Genomic DNA, 17,611 nt, shown 5'->3' with positions numbered 1-17,611 from the left:
AACAATGACTACACATAATCATGTTGGGGCCAGGCGTTCCCTGGCCCGCCGCCTGACAATGGCGGTTGCCGGTATCGCGGCGGCGGCCATGGCTGTCTGCCCGATGGCGTCCGCAGAGGCGGTCGACGCACAGTCCTCCCCATTGAGCGTCCAGCAGGTTCTGGAACGCGACGGACAGGCATTGCTCGACACCGGTGTGCTTGATCTGCAGACGCCGCAGCAGGCGACCGTGCTCACCCCGGATGAGCTGGCCGCAACCGATACGAACACCGCCCTGGTTCGTCTTGACAACAACAAGATCACGTTCATGGTCAAGGACGAGAACGGCGAAGTGCGTGAATTCCTGCCGATGGCCACGGAAACCGGCTTCTGGGACTCCCGCTCATGCGAAGGCGTGTACGCCGTTCGCCAAGACAAACTGTTTTCCTGCGTGACCTCTCAGCAAAGCCCGTTCTATCAGGACGGCGACTATGAGGCGGGCATGCGGGAGGCGTTCCGCCAGATGAAGGAGGACTACGGGTTCAACACCGTGCAGATCACCGTCAACTGGGCGGAATGGGATCGCACCGTCGACCCCGACAATCCGCAGTTCGACTTCGCCGTGATGGACGATCTCGTCCAGTGGGCGGACGAAGCGGGGCTGAAGGTGTTCTGGGTGCTGTTCTTCCACATCCAGCGCAATATGCCGGCATATGAGGACGGCGTCCGCCCTGCGGGATATGAGGAGGACGAGGCCAGCCGAACGAAGACGTCCGTGTATAACCTTGCCGATGAGGGAGGCTACAGCTACGGCGTCCAGTGGGGTGGCGGCAACAGGACGGTCGACAGCTACACCGCTTTGCATAATGGAGACGCCGCGGTTCCGGAAATGTACCCGGAATACTGGCATCCGGTCATCCATAAGCAGTTGATGACCGCCCTGCATACCCTCGCCAAGCATTATCGCGACAGCGACACCGTCATCGGCTACCAGGTCGGCAACGAGGAGGGCCTGTGCGGCGGCGACGACTACAACTATTACGATAATCCGAACAGCGCCAATCCGTACTACCAGGCCATGTTCCAGCTGTGGCAGGATCGGACCGGCAGCTCCGACAAGGTCCTTTTCCGCAAGGAGCTCGGCTTGGGCGTGTGGCAGTCGATGGTCGGCGCGATGCGTGCCGAGGATCCGTATAAGGTGCTGACGACGAACTTCCAGTCCTCCGACGTGGACAAGGATCCGACCAATCCCCGCAATTCCGGCGGCCAGGATCTGGACTTCTACCGCGATGCCGGCCTGGACCTCATCGCGCCGATGTACTACGGCGGCACTGAGAACGTGCGGCATAACGTCGACGACTTCTACGGTTCCTCCGATTCCGACCTGTCCTCCGTGGCGCAGGAGCTGCCGGGCCTGTTCCCGTCCGAAATCGGCATCGGCTGGGACCGTGGGCCGGACACCCAGAGCGACATACTCGACACCTTCGCGCGAGGCGGCATCGGCTTCGGTCTGTATTCGTTCGGCGAGATGCAGTCCACGGCCGTCCAGATGAAGAAGACGGTCCGCAGCCTGATGGAAATCTCCACGGCCTACGAGCATGAGTTGTGGTCGGCTCAGCCGGTGAGCGCCGACAGCACGAACAACATCCATATGACCACGGCGGATCCGAACATGACGTTGACCACGCTGGAGACGGCGGACGAAAACACGGCCATGGGGCTGCTGTGGTGGGACTACCACAACGGTGCGGGGCAGGTGGCGTCCCGGCCCGTCACCGTGACGGTCCGTGAAGCCGGAACCTACACCGTCGAAGCCATGGTCAACGACAACACCGACCATGCGCGGACCGTGCAGTCCGTGACCGCGACGGTGGACGCCGGTGGCTCCATCGCCTTCGACGGCATCGCCATGGATGATATCAGCTCCGCCTTCATCAAGGTGAGCAAGGTCCAGTGATGGCATAGCCGCTCCCTGTCCGTGAAAAACGGCGCGATGTTTCACATGAAACATCGCGCCGTTTTTCACGGACAGGGTCGTGTCGGTTCCGAGTCAAGGTGAGCATCCTCACATCATGCCGACGGCGGAAGGCCGTGTGCGGCAAACCGCTGCTGCCATACGATGGAAAGGCAGTTCCGCACGCCGAAGTGTCCGTCTTCCCGGATGCCGGCGCCGAATGACTGGAGGACAACCATGACGATGCTGCAGCACGAAATCACCGACTTCACCGCAAACGTATTCCAGAACGACGAATTCAAGACCCTGACCAAGCAGGATGTGCTCGGCCACTGGTCCGTGTTCTTCTTCTACCCGGCCGACTTCACCTTCGTCTGCCCGACCGAGTTGGAGGACCTCGCCGAAAAGTACGAGGACTTCAAGAAGGCCGGTTGCGAAATCTATTCCGTATCCTGCGACACGCATTTCGTGCACAAGGCATGGCATGACGCCAACGAAAAGATCGCCAAGATCGAATACCCGATGGTCGCCGATCCGACGGCGACGCTTGCCCGCGATCTCGACACCTACAACGAAGCCGACGGCCTGGCCGAACGCGGCACCTTCATCCTCAACCCCGAAGGCAAGGTCGTGGCCTACGAAGTCATCTCCTCGAACGTCGGGCGCAACGCCGACGAGCTGCTGCGCCGCGTGCAGGCCTCCCAGTTCGTCTACGAGCACGGCGACCAGGTCTGCCCCGCCAAGTGGCAGCCGGGCGAGGAAACCATCGAACCGAGCCTGGATCTCGTCGGACAGCTCTGATCTGCTCTGAATCACTGGTAAACAAATATCTCCCCTTCGCGCGACTGCCGTATCCAGCAGGCGGCGGAGGGGCTTTTTCCATGAAAGGCGATTCATGCAAGACAATCTTTACGACGTCATCGTCGTCGGCGGCGGCCCCGCCGGTCTGACCGCAGGCCTGTACCTGGCCCGTGCGCGCTACCGCGTGCTGATCCTTGAAAAAGGCGATTTCGGCGGCCAGATCACCATCACCGACGAAGTGGTGAACTATCCGGGCGTACGCCGCACTTCCGGGCAGGCGCTGACCGCGACGATGCGTCAGCAGGCGCAGGATTTCGGCGCGGAATTCATGTCCGCCGAAGCGACCGGCCTCGACGTCGACGGCGACATCAAAACCGTGCACACCACTCGCGGCGACCTCAAGGCATTCGGCATCCTGATCGCCACCGGTGCCGCCCCCCGCAAAATCGGCTTCTCCGGCGAAAGCGAATACGCCGGCCGCGGCGTCGCCTACTGTGCGACCTGCGACGGCGAATTCTTCGCAGGCAAGGAGGTTCTGGTCATCGGCGGCGGCTTCGCGGCTGCGGAGGAAGCGGTGTTCCTGACCAAATACGCCAGCAAAGTCACCATTTTGGTACGCGAAGACGACTTCACCTGCGACGCTTCCGTCGCGGCGGAAGCAAAGAACAACGAGAAGATCGAAGTGCGCTACCACACCGTGCTTGACGGCGTGATCGGCGGTGTCGGCGGCTTGAAGGAAGCCATGATCCGCGACGTGCGCACCGACGAGGAATCCGTGTGGAAGCCCGCCGGCGACGGCAGCTTCGGCGTGTTCGTATTCGCTGGATACGTGCCGGCCACCGACCTGGTCAAAGGCGTCGTGGAACTGGACGAGCAAGGCTACGTCGTCACACACGGCTATTTGGAAACCTCCGTGCCGGGCGTATACGCGGCGGGCGATCTGCGCGTCAAGAATCTGCGCCAGGTCGTCACCGCCACCGCGGACGGCGCCATCGCCGCCGTGGAATTGGAGCGTTACGCCAAGCAGATGAGCGAAAAGACCGGGCTTGTGCCGCCGCGCCCCGACAATACCTCATCCGCTTCCAAGGCGGAGGCCGCGAAATCGGAAACCGCGCAATCCGCGAAAGCCGCATCCTCCCCCGCCGCGTCCTCTTCCGCATCCTCCTCCGCAGCACGCAAATCCGGCGAAATCTTCTCCGAAGCCGTGCGCGCGCAGCTGGCAATGGTATTCGGTCGGATGGCGAAACCGGCCACACTGGTCCTCGAATTGGACGACACCGCAGCATCGGCGGAATTGCAGCGGTTCATCGACGATATGGTCGCCCTGTCCGACGGCAAGCTGCGCAGTGTCTCCTTCGACGCCGCCGGCAGCGTCATCGGCGGCGATGCGGCTCCTGCGATCACATGCGCGGATGGCGCCGCAATCGGCTGCGCCATCGAAACGGATGACGCGGGCCGTGCGGTCTTCGACGCCTCCGATGTGATGCCTTGCGCGCGGCCATGCGTGCGAGTCTGCGTGAACGGCGAAGAATCCGACGAACTGGTCTACACAGGCCTCGCCTTCCACGGCGTGCCCGGCGGCCACGAATTCAATTCCTTCGTGCTGGGCCTCTACAACGCGGCCGGCCCCGGACAGCCGCTCGGCGAGGAACTGGCGGAACGCGCCATGTCGATCACGCAGCCCACGAACGTGACCGTCCTTGTGTCGCTGACCTGCACGATGTGCCCGGAAACCGTGCTGTCCGCGCAGCGCATCGCGTCGCTGAACCCGAACGTGCGGGCCGAGGCGTACGACGTGTCGCGCTTCCCCGAAATGAAGGACCGGTATGGCGCGATGAGCGTGCCCTGCATCGTCATCGACGGCGCCGACGGCGGCCAGCGGGTGGAATTCGGCAAGAAGAACATCCCGCAGATGCTCGATCTGCTGGGCGCATAGCCGCTCGTCCCGTTTCCCGTTTTCCGTTCTTTTCCATCCTTGAGCCGGCCACTTGCCTGTCCGTGTCCAGGCTGCGCGCCGGCTTTTTGGCTTGGCAGCGTCCAAAACTGCTGTATTCGACGAGGGCAGTGCGCAAAAAGTGACGAAAATGATGGTGCAAACGTCACTTTTTGCGCAGTGGCTTCGTCCAAGGCCGCGGTTTTGGATGTAAAAGTAATCGAAAGCCGGAGAAGCAGTCCGATCTTCACTGCTTGTCATCACTTATTTGTGTGTCATTGCCGGCTTTCACCCATTTTTTTTTTTCTTTCAAGCTGTCAGAAGATGTGCCGAAAGTATTCCTGCAAGGTCAAAAGCGTTGATATTAAGCCGTTTTTCGACTTTATCCTTCGCTTATCCTTTCAATGATTCCAACATGTTAGCACCCTATTCTTTCATGTTGGAATTATTGAAAGGATAAATGAAAGGACGCAATGAAGTGGTGCCGTTGTTTGTTTCGCAATTCGTGGGCAGGCTTTCGCAGCAGCGGAGTCACAGCATTCAACCGGCGCCGGAATCCACTATGGATGATTTGGATCCGAATGCCCGCAATACGTTGCGCGAGCATATCCGTCTATCCAATGCGCGCAGTTCGCTGCTGGCATTCGATGACGAGGAATTCGACAGGGCCTTGGAATTGGTCGTAGACGGTCCCAATGGCATGCAGCCATCTGTCGCCGGATTACTGACTATAGGCAAAACGGCTGCTTTGCGGCGTTCTGTGCCGACGGCCACTGCGGTGTTTCAGGTCATGCAGGGAACTTCGCCGAGGATCAATACGGATCCCTTCGCCATGCCTGTGGTCAGTATGTTCGATCATATCGATGATCTGATGCGGCCTTGGAATACGGATCATGAAATCATGAGCGGCCTGCTCCATATCAACGTCGCGAATTTCGATCATCAGGCCTTTCGTGAAGCCATGGTTAACGCGTTCTGCCATCGTGACTATGCGAAGATGGGATCCGTTCGTTTCCTGATCGATGATGATGGCCGAGGAAGAACGGCGGCGCGGCGCGCCCCTGTCGGTATGGTCGATGATTGTGCTGTCTGTGCTCAGAGAGCATCGTCGTTTGACGATGAATCAGTTATGCGCGTTTTCCCAAGTGGAGAATCGTCGCATTACCAGTGCGGTCGCCGACTTGATTGAAACCGGTCTGATTGAAGATGCTGGCAGCGGTCCCTCCAGGATTGTGATGTTAAGTTCCCGCTATCGCAAAGAGCATGATTCGATGACGTCGTATGCGAAGCAACGCGGAACGGAATCGGCGCGGCGTAATGCCATGGTGATGGAATTGGCCGAAAAGAACGGGGGCAGCATAAAGACCGCTGACGTCATGGAATTATTCGGATTGTCGTATATCAGCGCATATCGGTTGCTGAAAAAATTGGAGCAGTCGGGCAAACCGAAACATGAAGGGAACGGGCCGGACTCCCATTATGTGATGGTCTGATGATTCTGGTCGTGATGTCTCTGATTAGATTGGGGCTTTCGATCGGAAACGTCCGGCATGACGGTTTTGGACGTATTCTGGGATTAAATCCAAAACCGCGCCAAAAACAGTGTGGGCGTGACCGGGGTTTCCGGTCGCGCCCACACTGCCATACGCGGTTACGCCTGGAATCAGCCGGTGTTCTGCAGGCCGGCTGCGACGCCCGAAACGGTGCACAGGATCAGGTAGATGAAGCCCGCCTGCTGGCTCTGGCTCAGCTCTTCCTTATCCACGCGCTTGCGCAGCGAACGCAGCGTCAGCACCTGGGTGACGGACAGCGCGTCCACATACGGGGAGCGGATGCGGATGGCCTGGCCGAGCACATGGCGGTGCTGCAGCGGCCATTCGTCGCCGACGATCTTCAGGACCCAGCTGCGGGTGAGTTCCATTTCGTCGAGGACCTTGTCGCGCAGGTCGTCACGGTCGCCGAGCGCCAGATACATCTTGGCGATGCGCTCGTCGGTCTTCGCCAGCGACATTTCGATGTTGTCGATGAACGTCGAGAACAGCGGCCATTCCTGATACGCCTTGCGCAGCATGTTCAGATCGCCGAACTGTTCGCATGCGGAACCGAGACCATACCATGCGGCCAGATTGATGCGGGCCTGGGCCCAGGAGAAGATCCACGGAATCGTGCGCAGATCGTCCAAGGACTTGGCACCCAGACCGCGCTTCGCCGGGCGGGAGCCGATCGGCAGCAGGCCGACTTCGGTCAGCGGCGTGACCGTGGAGAACCACGGCGCGAAATCATCCGTGTTCAGCAGATCCAGATAGCGGGCATGCGCGGCTTCATCCAGCGTGCGGGCCATGTCCGCATACTTGTCCGTCATATCCGTGTTGATCTTTTCGACGCTTGGAGCGGATTGCAGCAGCGTCGCGCCGGCGACGGACTCGACATGGCGGATGGCCAAGGCCGGATTGCCGTAGCGGGCGAAAATGACCTCGCCCTGTTCGGTGAGCTTGAAACGGCACTTGACCGAACCGACCGGCTGCGCCAGCACGGCACGGTTGGCCGGGCCGCCGCCGCGGCCGACGGCGCCGCCGCGGCCATGGAACAGCGTCAGATCGATGTCATGCGACTCCGCCCACTTCGCGATGCGTTCCTGCGCGGAATGCAGCGCCAGCGTCGCGGAGGTCGGGCCGGCATCCTTCGAGGAATCGGAGTAGCCGAGCATGACTTCCATCTTGCCGCCGGTGGCCTTCAGACGAGCCTGCACCTCGGGGATCTTGATGATGTCCTCAAGCACGTCCACCGAATTCTGCAGATCCTCAAGCTGTTCGAACAGCGGGATCACATCGATGGTCGGCATATCTTCCGGATGGGAGAACGACAGACGATTCAGCTCATACACGTCCTTGACGTTCTGGGCGCTCTTCGTGAACGAGATGATATAGCGGCGGGCGGCCTTCATGCCGTTGCGCTTCTGAATGGCGCCGAGTGCGCGGAACGTGTCCAGCACCTCATGCGTCATCGGCTGCAGCGGTCCGCGTTCGCCGTGCAGACCGTGCTCGCGGATGTCCTCCAAGGCGCGGGAGTGCACGACGGAATGCTGGCGGAATTCCATCTCCACCATGTGGAAGCCGAAGGTCTCGGCCTGCCAGATCAGATCCTGCAACGGCCCGTACGCGGCGCGCTTGGCGTTGGCGTCGGCCAGCGAACGCTGCACGGTCTTCAGGTCGGCGATGAAATCGTCGCAGCTCTGATACATCAGGTCGGCGTCGCGTTCGATCGTGTAATGCAGACGATCGGCCATGACCAGCATGACGGCGCGATGCATTTCCTTGGTGGAGATCAGCGCGGCCTTGTCGGTCAGACGCTCGCTCATTTCCTTCTGATGATTCCACAGGCTCTTGAGCTCATCGCTCGGCGGAGTCGTGTCGTTTTCCATCGTCATGTTCTTGCCGACGGTACGCGTGGCCTCTTCCAGCGCGGCGAGCACATGGTCGCTGAACTTGCGGGCCACCTGACGGCTGACCTTCGCGGTGACGTTCGGGTTGCCGTCGCGGTCGGAGCCGATCCAGCTGCCCGGATGGAAGAACGCGGGGCATTCCGGAGGCACCATGCCGGCCTTGTCGCCGAGCAGCCAATCGTCGAAACGACGGTATACCAGCGGAATGGTCTGGAACAGCGTGTTGTCGAAAATGTCGAGAATCGTGTCGGCCTCTTCGACGGGGGTCGGCTTCTTCAACGCGATCGGCGACGTGCGGAACAGCGCGTCCACCTCGTTGAACAGGCGACGGTAGTTTTCCTTCTTGTCGGAGCCGCCGAGAAGCTTATGCCTGACCAGCAGTTCGGAAATGCGGCGGATCTTTCCTTCGACAGCCTTGCGTCGCGCCTCGGTCGGGTGGGCGGTGAACACCGGATGGAATTCCAGACGTTCCAGCAGCTCCTTGGCCTTGGCCGGACCCATTTCGCCGATGAGCTTGTGGTAGGCGCAGGTCATTTCGTTCACCGGATCGACCGCCTGGTTCTCGTCGACCTGGGCCTCATGCTCCTGCAGCACGGAGACGCGGTAGTTTTCCTCGCACAGGTTCGCGAGGTGGAAGTAGGTGGCGAATGCACGGGCCAGAAGCTGCGCATCGTGCAGATTCATTGAGTCGATGGTCTTGACGGCCATCATCAAATCGTCCTGCTCCGGGTGGGTGTCGGTGAGCGCGCCGGCGAAACGTTCCGCACTGGCATCCACCGCATACTGGCGGACGGTGTCGAACGTGGCGAGCAGCTGCTCATCGAATTCGCCGAGGACCTCGCGCAGAATCTGCAGGCACAGGTCCATGTCGGCTTTAAGGGATACGGGAAGATCGCGCTCTTCGGGGCCCTTGGTCCCGGTGCCGGACGTGGTGATAATCGCGTCCGCGGGCGTGATCTGTTGATCATTATCTGTCATCAGACCTCCTTCTTCCAAACATTCGGTTGCTCGGTCTACTGGTCATCCGCGGCTCCTCCGCGGTTGTTTTGGCCAGTCGTTGCGAGCCCACAGCCGTTGTTCGGCAAGTTGGTGAATATTGTATGCCCGACCGAGCGACAGAAACGGTGTTTTGACCAAAATTCGCCGGCCGGGCCCGGGACGACGTCGTCTCCGGCCGATTGTGGGTGGGGTTGGAGTACATATGTATATACGTGAGTTCAGAGCATGCGCATAGCGAAAACGAAGGAAGCGGCGCCGCCGCGGTGACCAAATACCATACGCATTCCATTCCGCTTGATATGGAGGATATCGAAAGGGATTGGGACAAGCCCATCACCGAAGCGGGCATCGCGGCGAAGGCCAGCGTCATCGTTCGTGTCGGCATGCTTGATCTGGGTGCCGGCACGGGCAGTTTCCGCGTTCGTGAGATGATGCATCGTCTCGCCTATCCGTTGGGCGTGCATGTGCGCGCCGACGTCAATCTGACCGATATCGAAGCGTCCTGCACGGATGGCAGGAACCGCATCACCGAAGTCGTCGATCTGCCGACCACCGGCGTCAACACCGAACGGATCTGGCTGCTGGAGCATTTCGCCGACTGGTTCAATGTGAATCTCGGCAATAGCAGCATGTATCACCTGCATTCCGACGTTTCCGAAGAACTCGTCGAGCATCTGGACGACCCCAACGCGCGGCATTCCATGATGCGAGCCGTCAAATTGGGACGCGAACAGCAGGAGACGCAGGCTGTGGATGATGCAGTCGGCAATGATGCCGCCAATGCGGACATCGTCGATGATGGCACTGCCAATGATGACGTCATCAATAATGAAGTCATCAATAATGTTGTCATCAATAATGTTGTCATCAACGATGCCGACGGCGCCCATGATGCCGGCAATGCGAATGATGCCGGCAATACGGCGAAGTCCGCTGCCGCGTCCCGATCACAGAGGAAAACGGCGAAACCGCACAGGCTGCCGAAAGGCCAGTATGCGCAGCACTTCGATCATATGAATGCGCAGCATGGCGATGACGCTCGTCCCTGCGGCATCACCGTGCGTCAGGCGCATGAGCGGCTCGATCTGATCGAGCGGCGCAAACCGCTCTACTCCCCCGCTTTCGCAGGTTTTGCATCGGCGTTGGCTTGCGCGTCCTTCGTTTTCCTGCTCGGCGGCGGCCCGTACGACATGATCGGCGCTTTCGTCGGAGCCGGCCTCGGCCATTGGCTGCGTCGCCGTCTGTTCGCGCATCATCTCAACCAATTCTTCGTGACGTTCATCTGCGTGGCCGTCGCCGCGCTGGCCTGCACCGGCATGCTGCGAATGATCGGACTGTTCGATCCGGTCGCATTGGAACACGACACGGCGTACATCGGGGCGATGCTGTTCGTCATCCCCGGATTCCCGCTCATCACGGGAGGTCTGGATATGGCGAAAATCGACTTCCCCTCGGGCATCCAGCGCATCTCCTACGTGCTGTGCATCGTGCTGATCGGCACGTTGGCCGGCTGGATGGTCGCTTCACTGGTGCATCTGCATCCGACCGGCTTCGAATCGCTTGGCCTGGATCCGGCATTGAACGCCTTGCTGCGTGCACTGTTCTCGTTCCTTGGCGTGTGGGGCTTCTCGGTGATGTTCAATTCGCCGCAGCGCATGTGCCTGGTGGCGGCGCTGATCGGCGCGATCACGAATACGCTGCGCCTGACGTTGGTGGATTTCGGCATGCCCGCCGAAGCCGGCGCGTTCGTCGGCGCGCTGCTGGCCGGCCTGCTGGCGGCGGCGTGGCGTAAATCGGTGCGTCGCGGATGGCTGCCGACCTATCTGGGATATCCGCGCATCTGCCTGACCGTGCCGTCCATCGTGATCATGGTGCCCGGCCTGTACATGTATCAGGCGATGTACCATTTGGGCGGTTTCGATACGCAGGGCGCGCTGGACTGGGCCTTCCGCGCGTTCATGGTGATCATCTGCCTGCCGATCGGCCTTGCGATGGCCCGCGTGATCACCGACAAATCCTGGCGCTACGACATCTGACGGCCTGTCTAGGGGCATAGTGGCCCCTGCCATAAGGCGGCTTGCTGTGCGGGCGGCCTGTTGTGCTGTTGTGCGGACGCTGTGAGGATGGCCGGGCATGGGGTTTCCGTCCGGCGGCGCCCATCTTTGACGCTTTTGACCGCAACACGCCGAGGACTGCGGTCAAAAGCGTCAAAGATGGGCGCCGCGATGGGGCTTTCAGACGCACACGGCGCCCGTTCTGCCCGTCCCCCTGACACTTTTGATCGCGAGTCACGGCGTGTTGCGGTCAAAAGTGTCAGCGGAAGGGCCAGTGGGGTGGGAACGCTGCATTGGAGGGCCTCGGTTTTGACGTTTTTGACCGCGGACTACGGTGTGTTGCGGTCAAAAACGTCAGAAGAAGGAGTCCTCTGGATTGGGGGAGCCAAACCAGAGGACCTCAATTGACGTTTTTGATCGTAGGTTGCGGCGTGTTGCGGTCAAAAGTGTCAGGAGGGCAGGCGGACAGTGCCAACAGGACAGGCGGGCGGGCGTCAGCAGGCCGGGCGCCGATAGGACAGATACCAGCAGGACAGACGTGTAGAAGGACAGACTGCAGATGTGCCGGCGCGCAGACGGATAGGGCCGGCATACAAACAGGCCGGTATACAGACAGGCCGGCATGCAGGTGGGCCGGTATACCGGTGGGCAGGCATACCGGTGGGCAGGCATACAGACAGGCCGGCGGCGGGCGCCCGTCATCCGCACGCCCGCCGCCGGCACGCCCGCGCGTAAGAATCAGTACTTCATGCCCATGGCTTCGCGGACCTGCTCCAGCGTCTCTTCGGCGATGGCGTTGGCGCGCTTGTTGCCGTCGTTGAGGATGTCGCGAACGGTGTCCATGTCCTTGGCGAGCTCGGCGCGGCGTTCGCGATGCGGCGCGAGGAAGCCGTTCACGGATTCGATGACGTAGGCCTTCAATGCGCCTGCGCCGGAGTCGCCGATCTCCTCGGCGATGTCCTTCGGGTCGCGGCCGGTGACCAGTCCCGCGGTGGTCAGCAGGGCGGAGACCTGCGGGCGGGCGATCGGGTCGAAGGTGATGCGGCGTTCGGAATCGGTCGGGCTCTTCTTGATGATCTTCGCGGTCTCTTCGGCGGTGGCGCCCAGCATGATGGAGTTGCCGTACGACTTGCTCATCTTGCGGCCGTCAAGACCGGGGATTTCCGGCGCTTCCGACAGGATCGCGGACGGCTCCGGGAATACGGGGTTCTTTTTGGCGTAGCGTTCGTTGAAGCGGCGCGCGATGGTGCGGGTGATTTCCACATGCGGCAGATTGTCCTTGCCGATCGGAACGACGTTGGCCTTGCAGAAGAGGATGTCGCAGGCCTGATGCACCGGATAGGTGAGCAGCAGGCCGGTCAGCGCGTGGCCGGAGGCTTCCATTTCGGATTTGACGGTGGGGTTGCGGTGCAGTTCCGCTTCGGTGACGAGCGAGAGGAACGGCAGCATCAGCTGGTTTTCCGCCGGAACCGCGGAATGAGTGAAGATCATCGTCTTGGCGGGGTCGATGCCGGCGGCCATGTAGTCGAGCACCAGATTGAGCACGTTGTCTTCGATGTGTTCGGTGGTGTCGCGGTCGGTGATGACCTGATAGTCGGCGATGATGATGTTGGTGTTGACGCCGCGGTTCTGCATGGCGACGCGTTCGCGGATGGAGCCGAAATAATGGCCCAGGTGCAGGCGTCCGGTCGGGCGGTCGCCGGTGAGCATGGTGAATTTGCCGGGGTTTTCCTCCAGCTTGGCCATGGTGGCGTCGGAGCGTTTCTTTGCGGCGAGGAAGCTTGCACTCATTTCGTTTCCGGCTGCGGTGATCTGCTGGCCCTGGGTCTCGTCCGCCATCGTGTACGCCCCTTACATATGTTGAAATCTTGTAAAAGAATTGGTTTTTATCGTAAAAGTCTGAGCCGACAACGAAAGAAAACAAAACTAGTGGTACTCTCGTATGTTGATGAATTTGATAGCACAGTAATTTCCCAGGGGGTCTGATGGGCCGCGGACGTCAAAAAGCCAAGCAGCAGAAGATTGCTCGAAAGCTCAAGTACTTGACCACTGATACGGATTACGACGAGCTCGCCAAGGAGCTGGGTGCGCAGGAGCCGGGAACCGGCTCGTTCGATCCTTTTGCGGATATCGAAGATCAGTATTCCCATGATGCGGATGTCAGCGATGCTGGCGAAAACGTTTCGGCCGATGCTGATGCTTCCTCTGTGGATGACGATCTTGATGAGTACGCCAAGTGGGCGGCCGAAGCTGCGGCGAAGGCGACGAGCGGGGAATTCCCTGCGGCATCGCCTGCAGCCAAGCCTCACAAGCCCATTCCGATGCCGATGCCGAGCGCGTTGAAGCCGAAGCAGTGATTTTGCGATTTATTCGGGCCGCCTGTTGGATGCGATGGGATTCAGCAGGCGGCCCTTATCGTATTGATTGTTTGATTGATGATTCAATGGCATCGCTGCCTGCGATACGCCCGTTGCGATGACGGCGCCGCGCCGCGGGCGCGATCATTGTGCGGGCGGCGTCGTTCCGCGAATATCGTCATTGCGGGGCGTCGTCATCGCAGCGGCAGCAGATTGCTTAGATTATCGCGTTCGCCGACCGCGCTGATGCGGCCCGCCTCCTTTTCCTCATCCCATGTGGTGACGCCGGCGGCGAGGCGCAGCCATACGGCGGGATCCAATTCGATGACGTCGGGCGGCGTGAGGTTATGCGGATCGGAGGCGGGGCCTTCCAGTATCTTGATGGCGCCCCATGGGGCGACGCGCACTTCGACGCCTTCGCCGGGGGCTTTGCGTTCCAGCAGAGACAGCGTGTATCGCACCGCCATCGCCCATGTCGGGCGCGGCAGCGTCGGCGATAACGCCAGTCGGAAGGCGGCGTCGCCATTGTCGGCGTCGCCCGCTGCGTCGTCGATGTCTGATGCGATCCGATCCGACGGAATCCGCGGAATGGGGACGTCCTGCGCGGCGAGCATGTGATTGGCGGCGTCGCGCCACTGCTGCCAGGCGGCGCGTCCTTTTTCGATGTCCTGTTCTCGTATGGCTGGCATGTCATTCATTGTTACCTACATGGGTGACGGACGTCCTGACCGTTTGTAGTACATCAGACGGTGGCGAACCGCTGTGTGAAGCGTAACACTGTAGACATGGGATGTGAACGTATCCCAGGAACGAGGACAATGAGGTTCCAAATTGGAGGGCAGTGGCCATGCGCGCAGTTATCAGGGATCGGGTACTGGCAGCGGTGATGGTGATGTCATCGGTGCTGGTGGTCGGATCATGCCAACATCGGGAGACTGATGAGGAAACTGACCCGGTGAAGTCATTTACCGTTGAATCATTGGATGCCTATATGCGTGATGATTTCTTCGGCGAAGCCAACGGACCTGCGTTGGTTCAACAACTCGGTTCCGGGGCTTTATCCGGTTCCGGTCTCATACCGTTTTCCGCGGGAACCGATGATGGTCATACGTACTACATCGGTTATATGTGCCGGCAATCCGCTGACCAATCGATGTCCATCTCTTTGCGCAGGGGCGACGAGAGCAGACGGCTGATCAAGTCGGAGGCTTGCACGCCGGAGGGATTGGAAGTCGTCTCGTTGCCTGTCGGGCTTTTTCCCGAGGCGGATGCCGTATCGATTGAAACCGGTGGGCAGACGTCAATGATTGTAACGGTTTATGAAGGAAAGGATCGATCATGAAAAGATGGAGACAAGTGGTGGCCGGTGCCGTGGCGGCGGCTGCCATGTTGATGTCGTTGCCGGTATGTGCGCAGGGTGTCGAGACCCGGGCGTGTCCGGAGATGGGGCGGCACCAGTATTCAAGTAACGTAACCAGGGTTTTCATGCCGGGCAGTCTGCCTAAAAGTTGGCTTGACCCAGGTGCCACCTACAAAGTGGAAGTGGCGAAGACCACTACGGTGGAGGCAGCCGTCAGCGCGGGCTTTGCTGTTGAAGTCGTGAGTTTTGCGCAAGCCAGTATCAGTTCGAACATCAGTCGGTCTGTTTCCATTTCTGAAATGCAGGGTTGGTCGTGGACCAATACCACCAATACGACTCAATGGGTGCAATTGGGGTCTCGTGGATACGAGTTCGATTACACCCGATATGATGTCGTGGCACCTTGCGATATCGTCAACCGTGTGTCTGTGCACGCTAAGGTGCCGACAAATGAGCCCTGGCTGGCGCATAGCTGATAAGACATGAAATTACTATCCGGTATTGCGGTCGTCGCATTGGCGCTAATGAGCATCACACCGATACTGGCGGATGAGCCGAAGGTCGGCTATGGCTCTGGTCCGGATACGGTTGGCAGAGGTATACCGTGTCCGGTGCCCCTGCAATGGCTATGCGGCGATCGATGAAGCGTTGTCCGGCACAGGAACGGAAATCGAAATGGTCCATTCGCCATCCTCATCGTTGATGGCGATTGTGCCGGACAGCGCCTCTACGGTCTGCTTGATGAATGAGCAACCGTACCGAACGTTTCCCGTTGTGTGATTAACGTCATTCTGTCGTTCATGTTCGGCGGCGTTGTCGGTGATGTTGGATGAAATGATGCACAACTCACCATTCCGAAGTGATACGTGAAACAAAAACGGGCCAGGCGCACCATGCTTCATTATGTTGTTTGTCACTTCCTGGATGATGTCGTGTACAGAGGGGATGTATTCTGCCGGCAACAGGTGTATGTCGTCGACTGTGAAGGATCCGGTGAAGCCCAGGGATTCCAGTCGTTGCTGAGTCTCGTTGATGGTGTCGAACAAATAGCTGCGCCGGTCGTCTCGCGGTTCGGTATTGGAACTGTCGGCATTGCGCATTTCTGTTTGCGGCGAGGTGTTCATCAAGGGGCGGATGACGCCTGTCCGTATTTCGCGCAGCGCACGCAGCAGCGTCTGGTCGAGTCGTTGCAGCAGTATCGTCGACTCTTCGGGCTCATCACATGATTTCAGACATTGTTGTTCCTGCCTGCAAAGCATCAACGCGTACGTCATGGATGCGGCCACGGAATCGTGCAGCAGCCTTATCACCGTGTTGTCCCGCTGTCGTATTCTCGCTTCTTGCTGTGCGAGGGCGGCCGCTGTTTTGAGCGCATCTATCTCCCGCTGTTTGCGGATGAGCAGTCCCATTAACAGGGCGAAAGGGTATGTCGCAGACATGCAGACCACTCCCACGGTGATGGGTAAATGCTGTAGGACTTGATATGCGTACGTCGCAATGGTCAGAGCGCCTGTCAGCGTGACAGGAAGCGTTGGCGGCGCTTGCATTGAGAGACGGACGATTGCGACCCAGGTACCCCACAGGACAGAGGGCCCGTATACCATCTGGGGCATCAGTGTGATGGCCAGAGCCAACAACAGCAGTACGCACGGTGCCGCGATGCGGGATATCGTCATTCCCGCCAGCAGGGATGCGTATAGGACAGCGCAGGTAAATTCCAAATTCGTGAGTTGCCGTTCGGTGGCCAACGCTTCTGCGATGAATATCAGCATGCAGACCGCTGGCGCAATGATCTGAGATTTGGGAGGGATGGGGAATCTGGCCATGGTCATATCCAGCCTTGCCCCTTGCAGATGGCTACGGCTTCGGTTCGGCTGTGGGCTTCCAATTTGGCGAATGCGCGTCGCATATGTGTTTTGATGGTGGTCTCGCTTATCTGCATCGAATGCGCGATGGTACTGGTGGTTCGTCCTCGGGCATACTGGCTGAGGATCGCTGTTTCAGTGTGAGACAGCGGACATTTGCGAGGGGTCTGCGATGGCTTTTGCAATGCTATGTCTTTTTTTGTTGCGATGCCGATATATCGGAGCAGAACGGTGACCGGTATGTCTTTCGGCAGGATGCGCATGTGCGTTGTCTGTTCGCTGTCGGAATCTGTCGCAAACGCAGTCAGGCCGATGACGGTGATCTGCGGAGTATGTTGGGCTAATCGCTGTGCCAGTTCGACGCCGGACATGCCGGGCATCTGGATATCCGTCAATACGACTTGAGGGCGAGACGATGACCGGATGCAGAGACCGAACGCCTGTTCCGCGGTCGTTGCGGTCCATATCACTTGGATTCTGGATTGGCATTGGGCGATGAGATGCGACAACGCTTCCAGTACCAGCATGTCGTTATCCACGATGCCTACGGTAATGGGCTCCGCCGTCTCCTCCATACTTTCCCCCCGTTGTCCGGTACATGATCAAGGTGGCAGTGATTCTCATCATAGTTAGGCAGGGCCGCGGGTGGGCAACGAATTCATGAACGTTACGCTGACTTTGGAAGGAAGGAGTCGAGGGGAATCCGGACGTGGCGCATGTCGGTGCATTGTTCGCTCGGGTGGTCGGACGGATGGGCATCGACTACAATGGGCTGTCAAGGCAATGTAATGATTGCCGTGAGATAAGAGAATCGGTTTATGCAAACGAGTGCAGTCGTAAAATCTAGGATTTTCGCTTTTTTCTAGA

At 59.5% G+C, this 17,611-nt stretch carries 12 protein-coding genes and 1 pseudogene; 8 read left to right on the top strand and 5 right to left on the bottom strand.

Features of this window, described 5'->3' with window-relative positions:
• Positions 1-4 precede the first annotated feature (4 nt).
• From AC1AX7_RS04830 to AC1AX7_RS04815, 4 genes and pseudogenes are all read left to right on the top strand, one after another.
• Entirely contained in the window at positions 5-1,936 is a 1,932-nt protein-coding gene (locus AC1AX7_RS04830; RefSeq protein ID WP_476508961.1) for a glycoside hydrolase 5 family protein, read from the top strand.
• A gap of 234 nt (positions 1,937-2,170) precedes the next feature.
• The gene (gene ahpC / locus AC1AX7_RS04825) at positions 2,171-2,734 is read left to right on the top strand and encodes an alkyl hydroperoxide reductase subunit C (protein ID WP_476508960.1); all 564 of its coding nucleotides are present in this window, start codon (positions 2,171-2,173) and stop codon (positions 2,732-2,734) included.
• A gap of 94 nt (positions 2,735-2,828) precedes the next feature.
• A complete protein-coding gene (locus tag AC1AX7_RS04820; protein ID WP_476508959.1) occupies positions 2,829-4,670 on the top strand; it encodes an FAD-dependent oxidoreductase in 1,842 nt (613 codons plus the stop codon).
• A gap of 463 nt (positions 4,671-5,133) precedes the next feature.
• Positions 5,134-6,160, top strand: a pseudogene (locus AC1AX7_RS04815) (RNA-binding domain-containing protein); the annotation flags it as partial.
• A gap of 170 nt (positions 6,161-6,330) precedes the next feature.
• Here AC1AX7_RS04815 and AC1AX7_RS04810 read toward each other — a convergent pair.
• Positions 6,331-9,087, bottom strand: a complete 2,757-nt coding sequence (locus AC1AX7_RS04810) for a phosphoenolpyruvate carboxylase (RefSeq protein ID WP_476508958.1) — start codon at positions 9,085-9,087, stop codon at positions 6,331-6,333.
• A gap of 320 nt (positions 9,088-9,407) precedes the next feature.
• On the opposite strand from AC1AX7_RS04810, the gene AC1AX7_RS04805 reads away from it, so the two are divergent.
• Positions 9,408-11,144 (top strand): threonine/serine exporter family protein, encoded by a 1,737-nt coding sequence (locus tag AC1AX7_RS04805; RefSeq protein WP_476509038.1) that lies wholly within the window; start codon positions 9,408-9,410, stop codon positions 11,142-11,144.
• A 756-nt stretch (positions 11,145-11,900) separates the two neighbouring features.
• Here AC1AX7_RS04805 and trpS read toward each other — a convergent pair.
• Entirely contained in the window at positions 11,901-13,001 is a 1,101-nt protein-coding gene (trpS, locus tag AC1AX7_RS04800; RefSeq protein ID WP_476508957.1) for a tryptophan--tRNA ligase, read from the bottom strand.
• A gap of 146 nt (positions 13,002-13,147) precedes the next feature.
• On the opposite strand from trpS, the gene AC1AX7_RS04795 reads away from it, so the two are divergent.
• The gene (locus AC1AX7_RS04795) at positions 13,148-13,519 is read left to right on the top strand and encodes a DUF3073 domain-containing protein (RefSeq protein WP_476508956.1); all 372 of its coding nucleotides are present in this window, start codon (positions 13,148-13,150) and stop codon (positions 13,517-13,519) included.
• A gap of 194 nt (positions 13,520-13,713) precedes the next feature.
• Here AC1AX7_RS04795 and AC1AX7_RS04790 read toward each other — a convergent pair whose 3' ends face one another.
• Complete coding sequence (locus tag AC1AX7_RS04790; protein WP_476508955.1) at positions 13,714-14,208, bottom strand: sterol carrier family protein; 495 nt, start codon at positions 14,206-14,208, stop codon at positions 13,714-13,716.
• A gap of 158 nt (positions 14,209-14,366) precedes the next feature.
• Between AC1AX7_RS04790 and AC1AX7_RS04785 the strand changes: the two genes are divergently transcribed.
• Both AC1AX7_RS04785 and AC1AX7_RS04780 read left to right on the top strand, forming a co-directional pair.
• Complete coding sequence (locus AC1AX7_RS04785; RefSeq protein ID WP_476508954.1) at positions 14,367-14,861, top strand: hypothetical protein; 495 nt, start codon at positions 14,367-14,369, stop codon at positions 14,859-14,861.
• Complete coding sequence (locus tag AC1AX7_RS04780; protein WP_476508953.1) at positions 14,858-15,355, top strand: hypothetical protein; 498 nt, start codon at positions 14,858-14,860, stop codon at positions 15,353-15,355. The genes AC1AX7_RS04785 and AC1AX7_RS04780 overlap by 4 nt, the downstream gene beginning before the upstream one ends.
• A gap of 150 nt (positions 15,356-15,505) precedes the next feature.
• Here the strand turns inward: AC1AX7_RS04780 and AC1AX7_RS04775 are convergent, their stop codons facing one another.
• Together AC1AX7_RS04775 and AC1AX7_RS04770 are read right to left on the bottom strand one after the other, a co-directional pair.
• The gene (locus tag AC1AX7_RS04775) at positions 15,506-16,711 is read right to left on the bottom strand and encodes a sensor histidine kinase (protein WP_476508952.1); all 1,206 of its coding nucleotides are present in this window, start codon (positions 16,709-16,711) and stop codon (positions 15,506-15,508) included.
• Entirely contained in the window at positions 16,708-17,319 is a 612-nt protein-coding gene (locus AC1AX7_RS04770; RefSeq protein ID WP_476508951.1) for a response regulator transcription factor, read from the bottom strand. Before AC1AX7_RS04770 ends, AC1AX7_RS04775 begins: the two co-directional genes overlap by 4 nt.
• Positions 17,320-17,611: the final 292 nt, after the last annotated feature.

The sequence above is a fragment of the Bifidobacterium sp. LH_449 genome (assembly GCF_056356755.1).
This window is presented reverse-complemented; position numbering and strand designations above follow the sequence as displayed.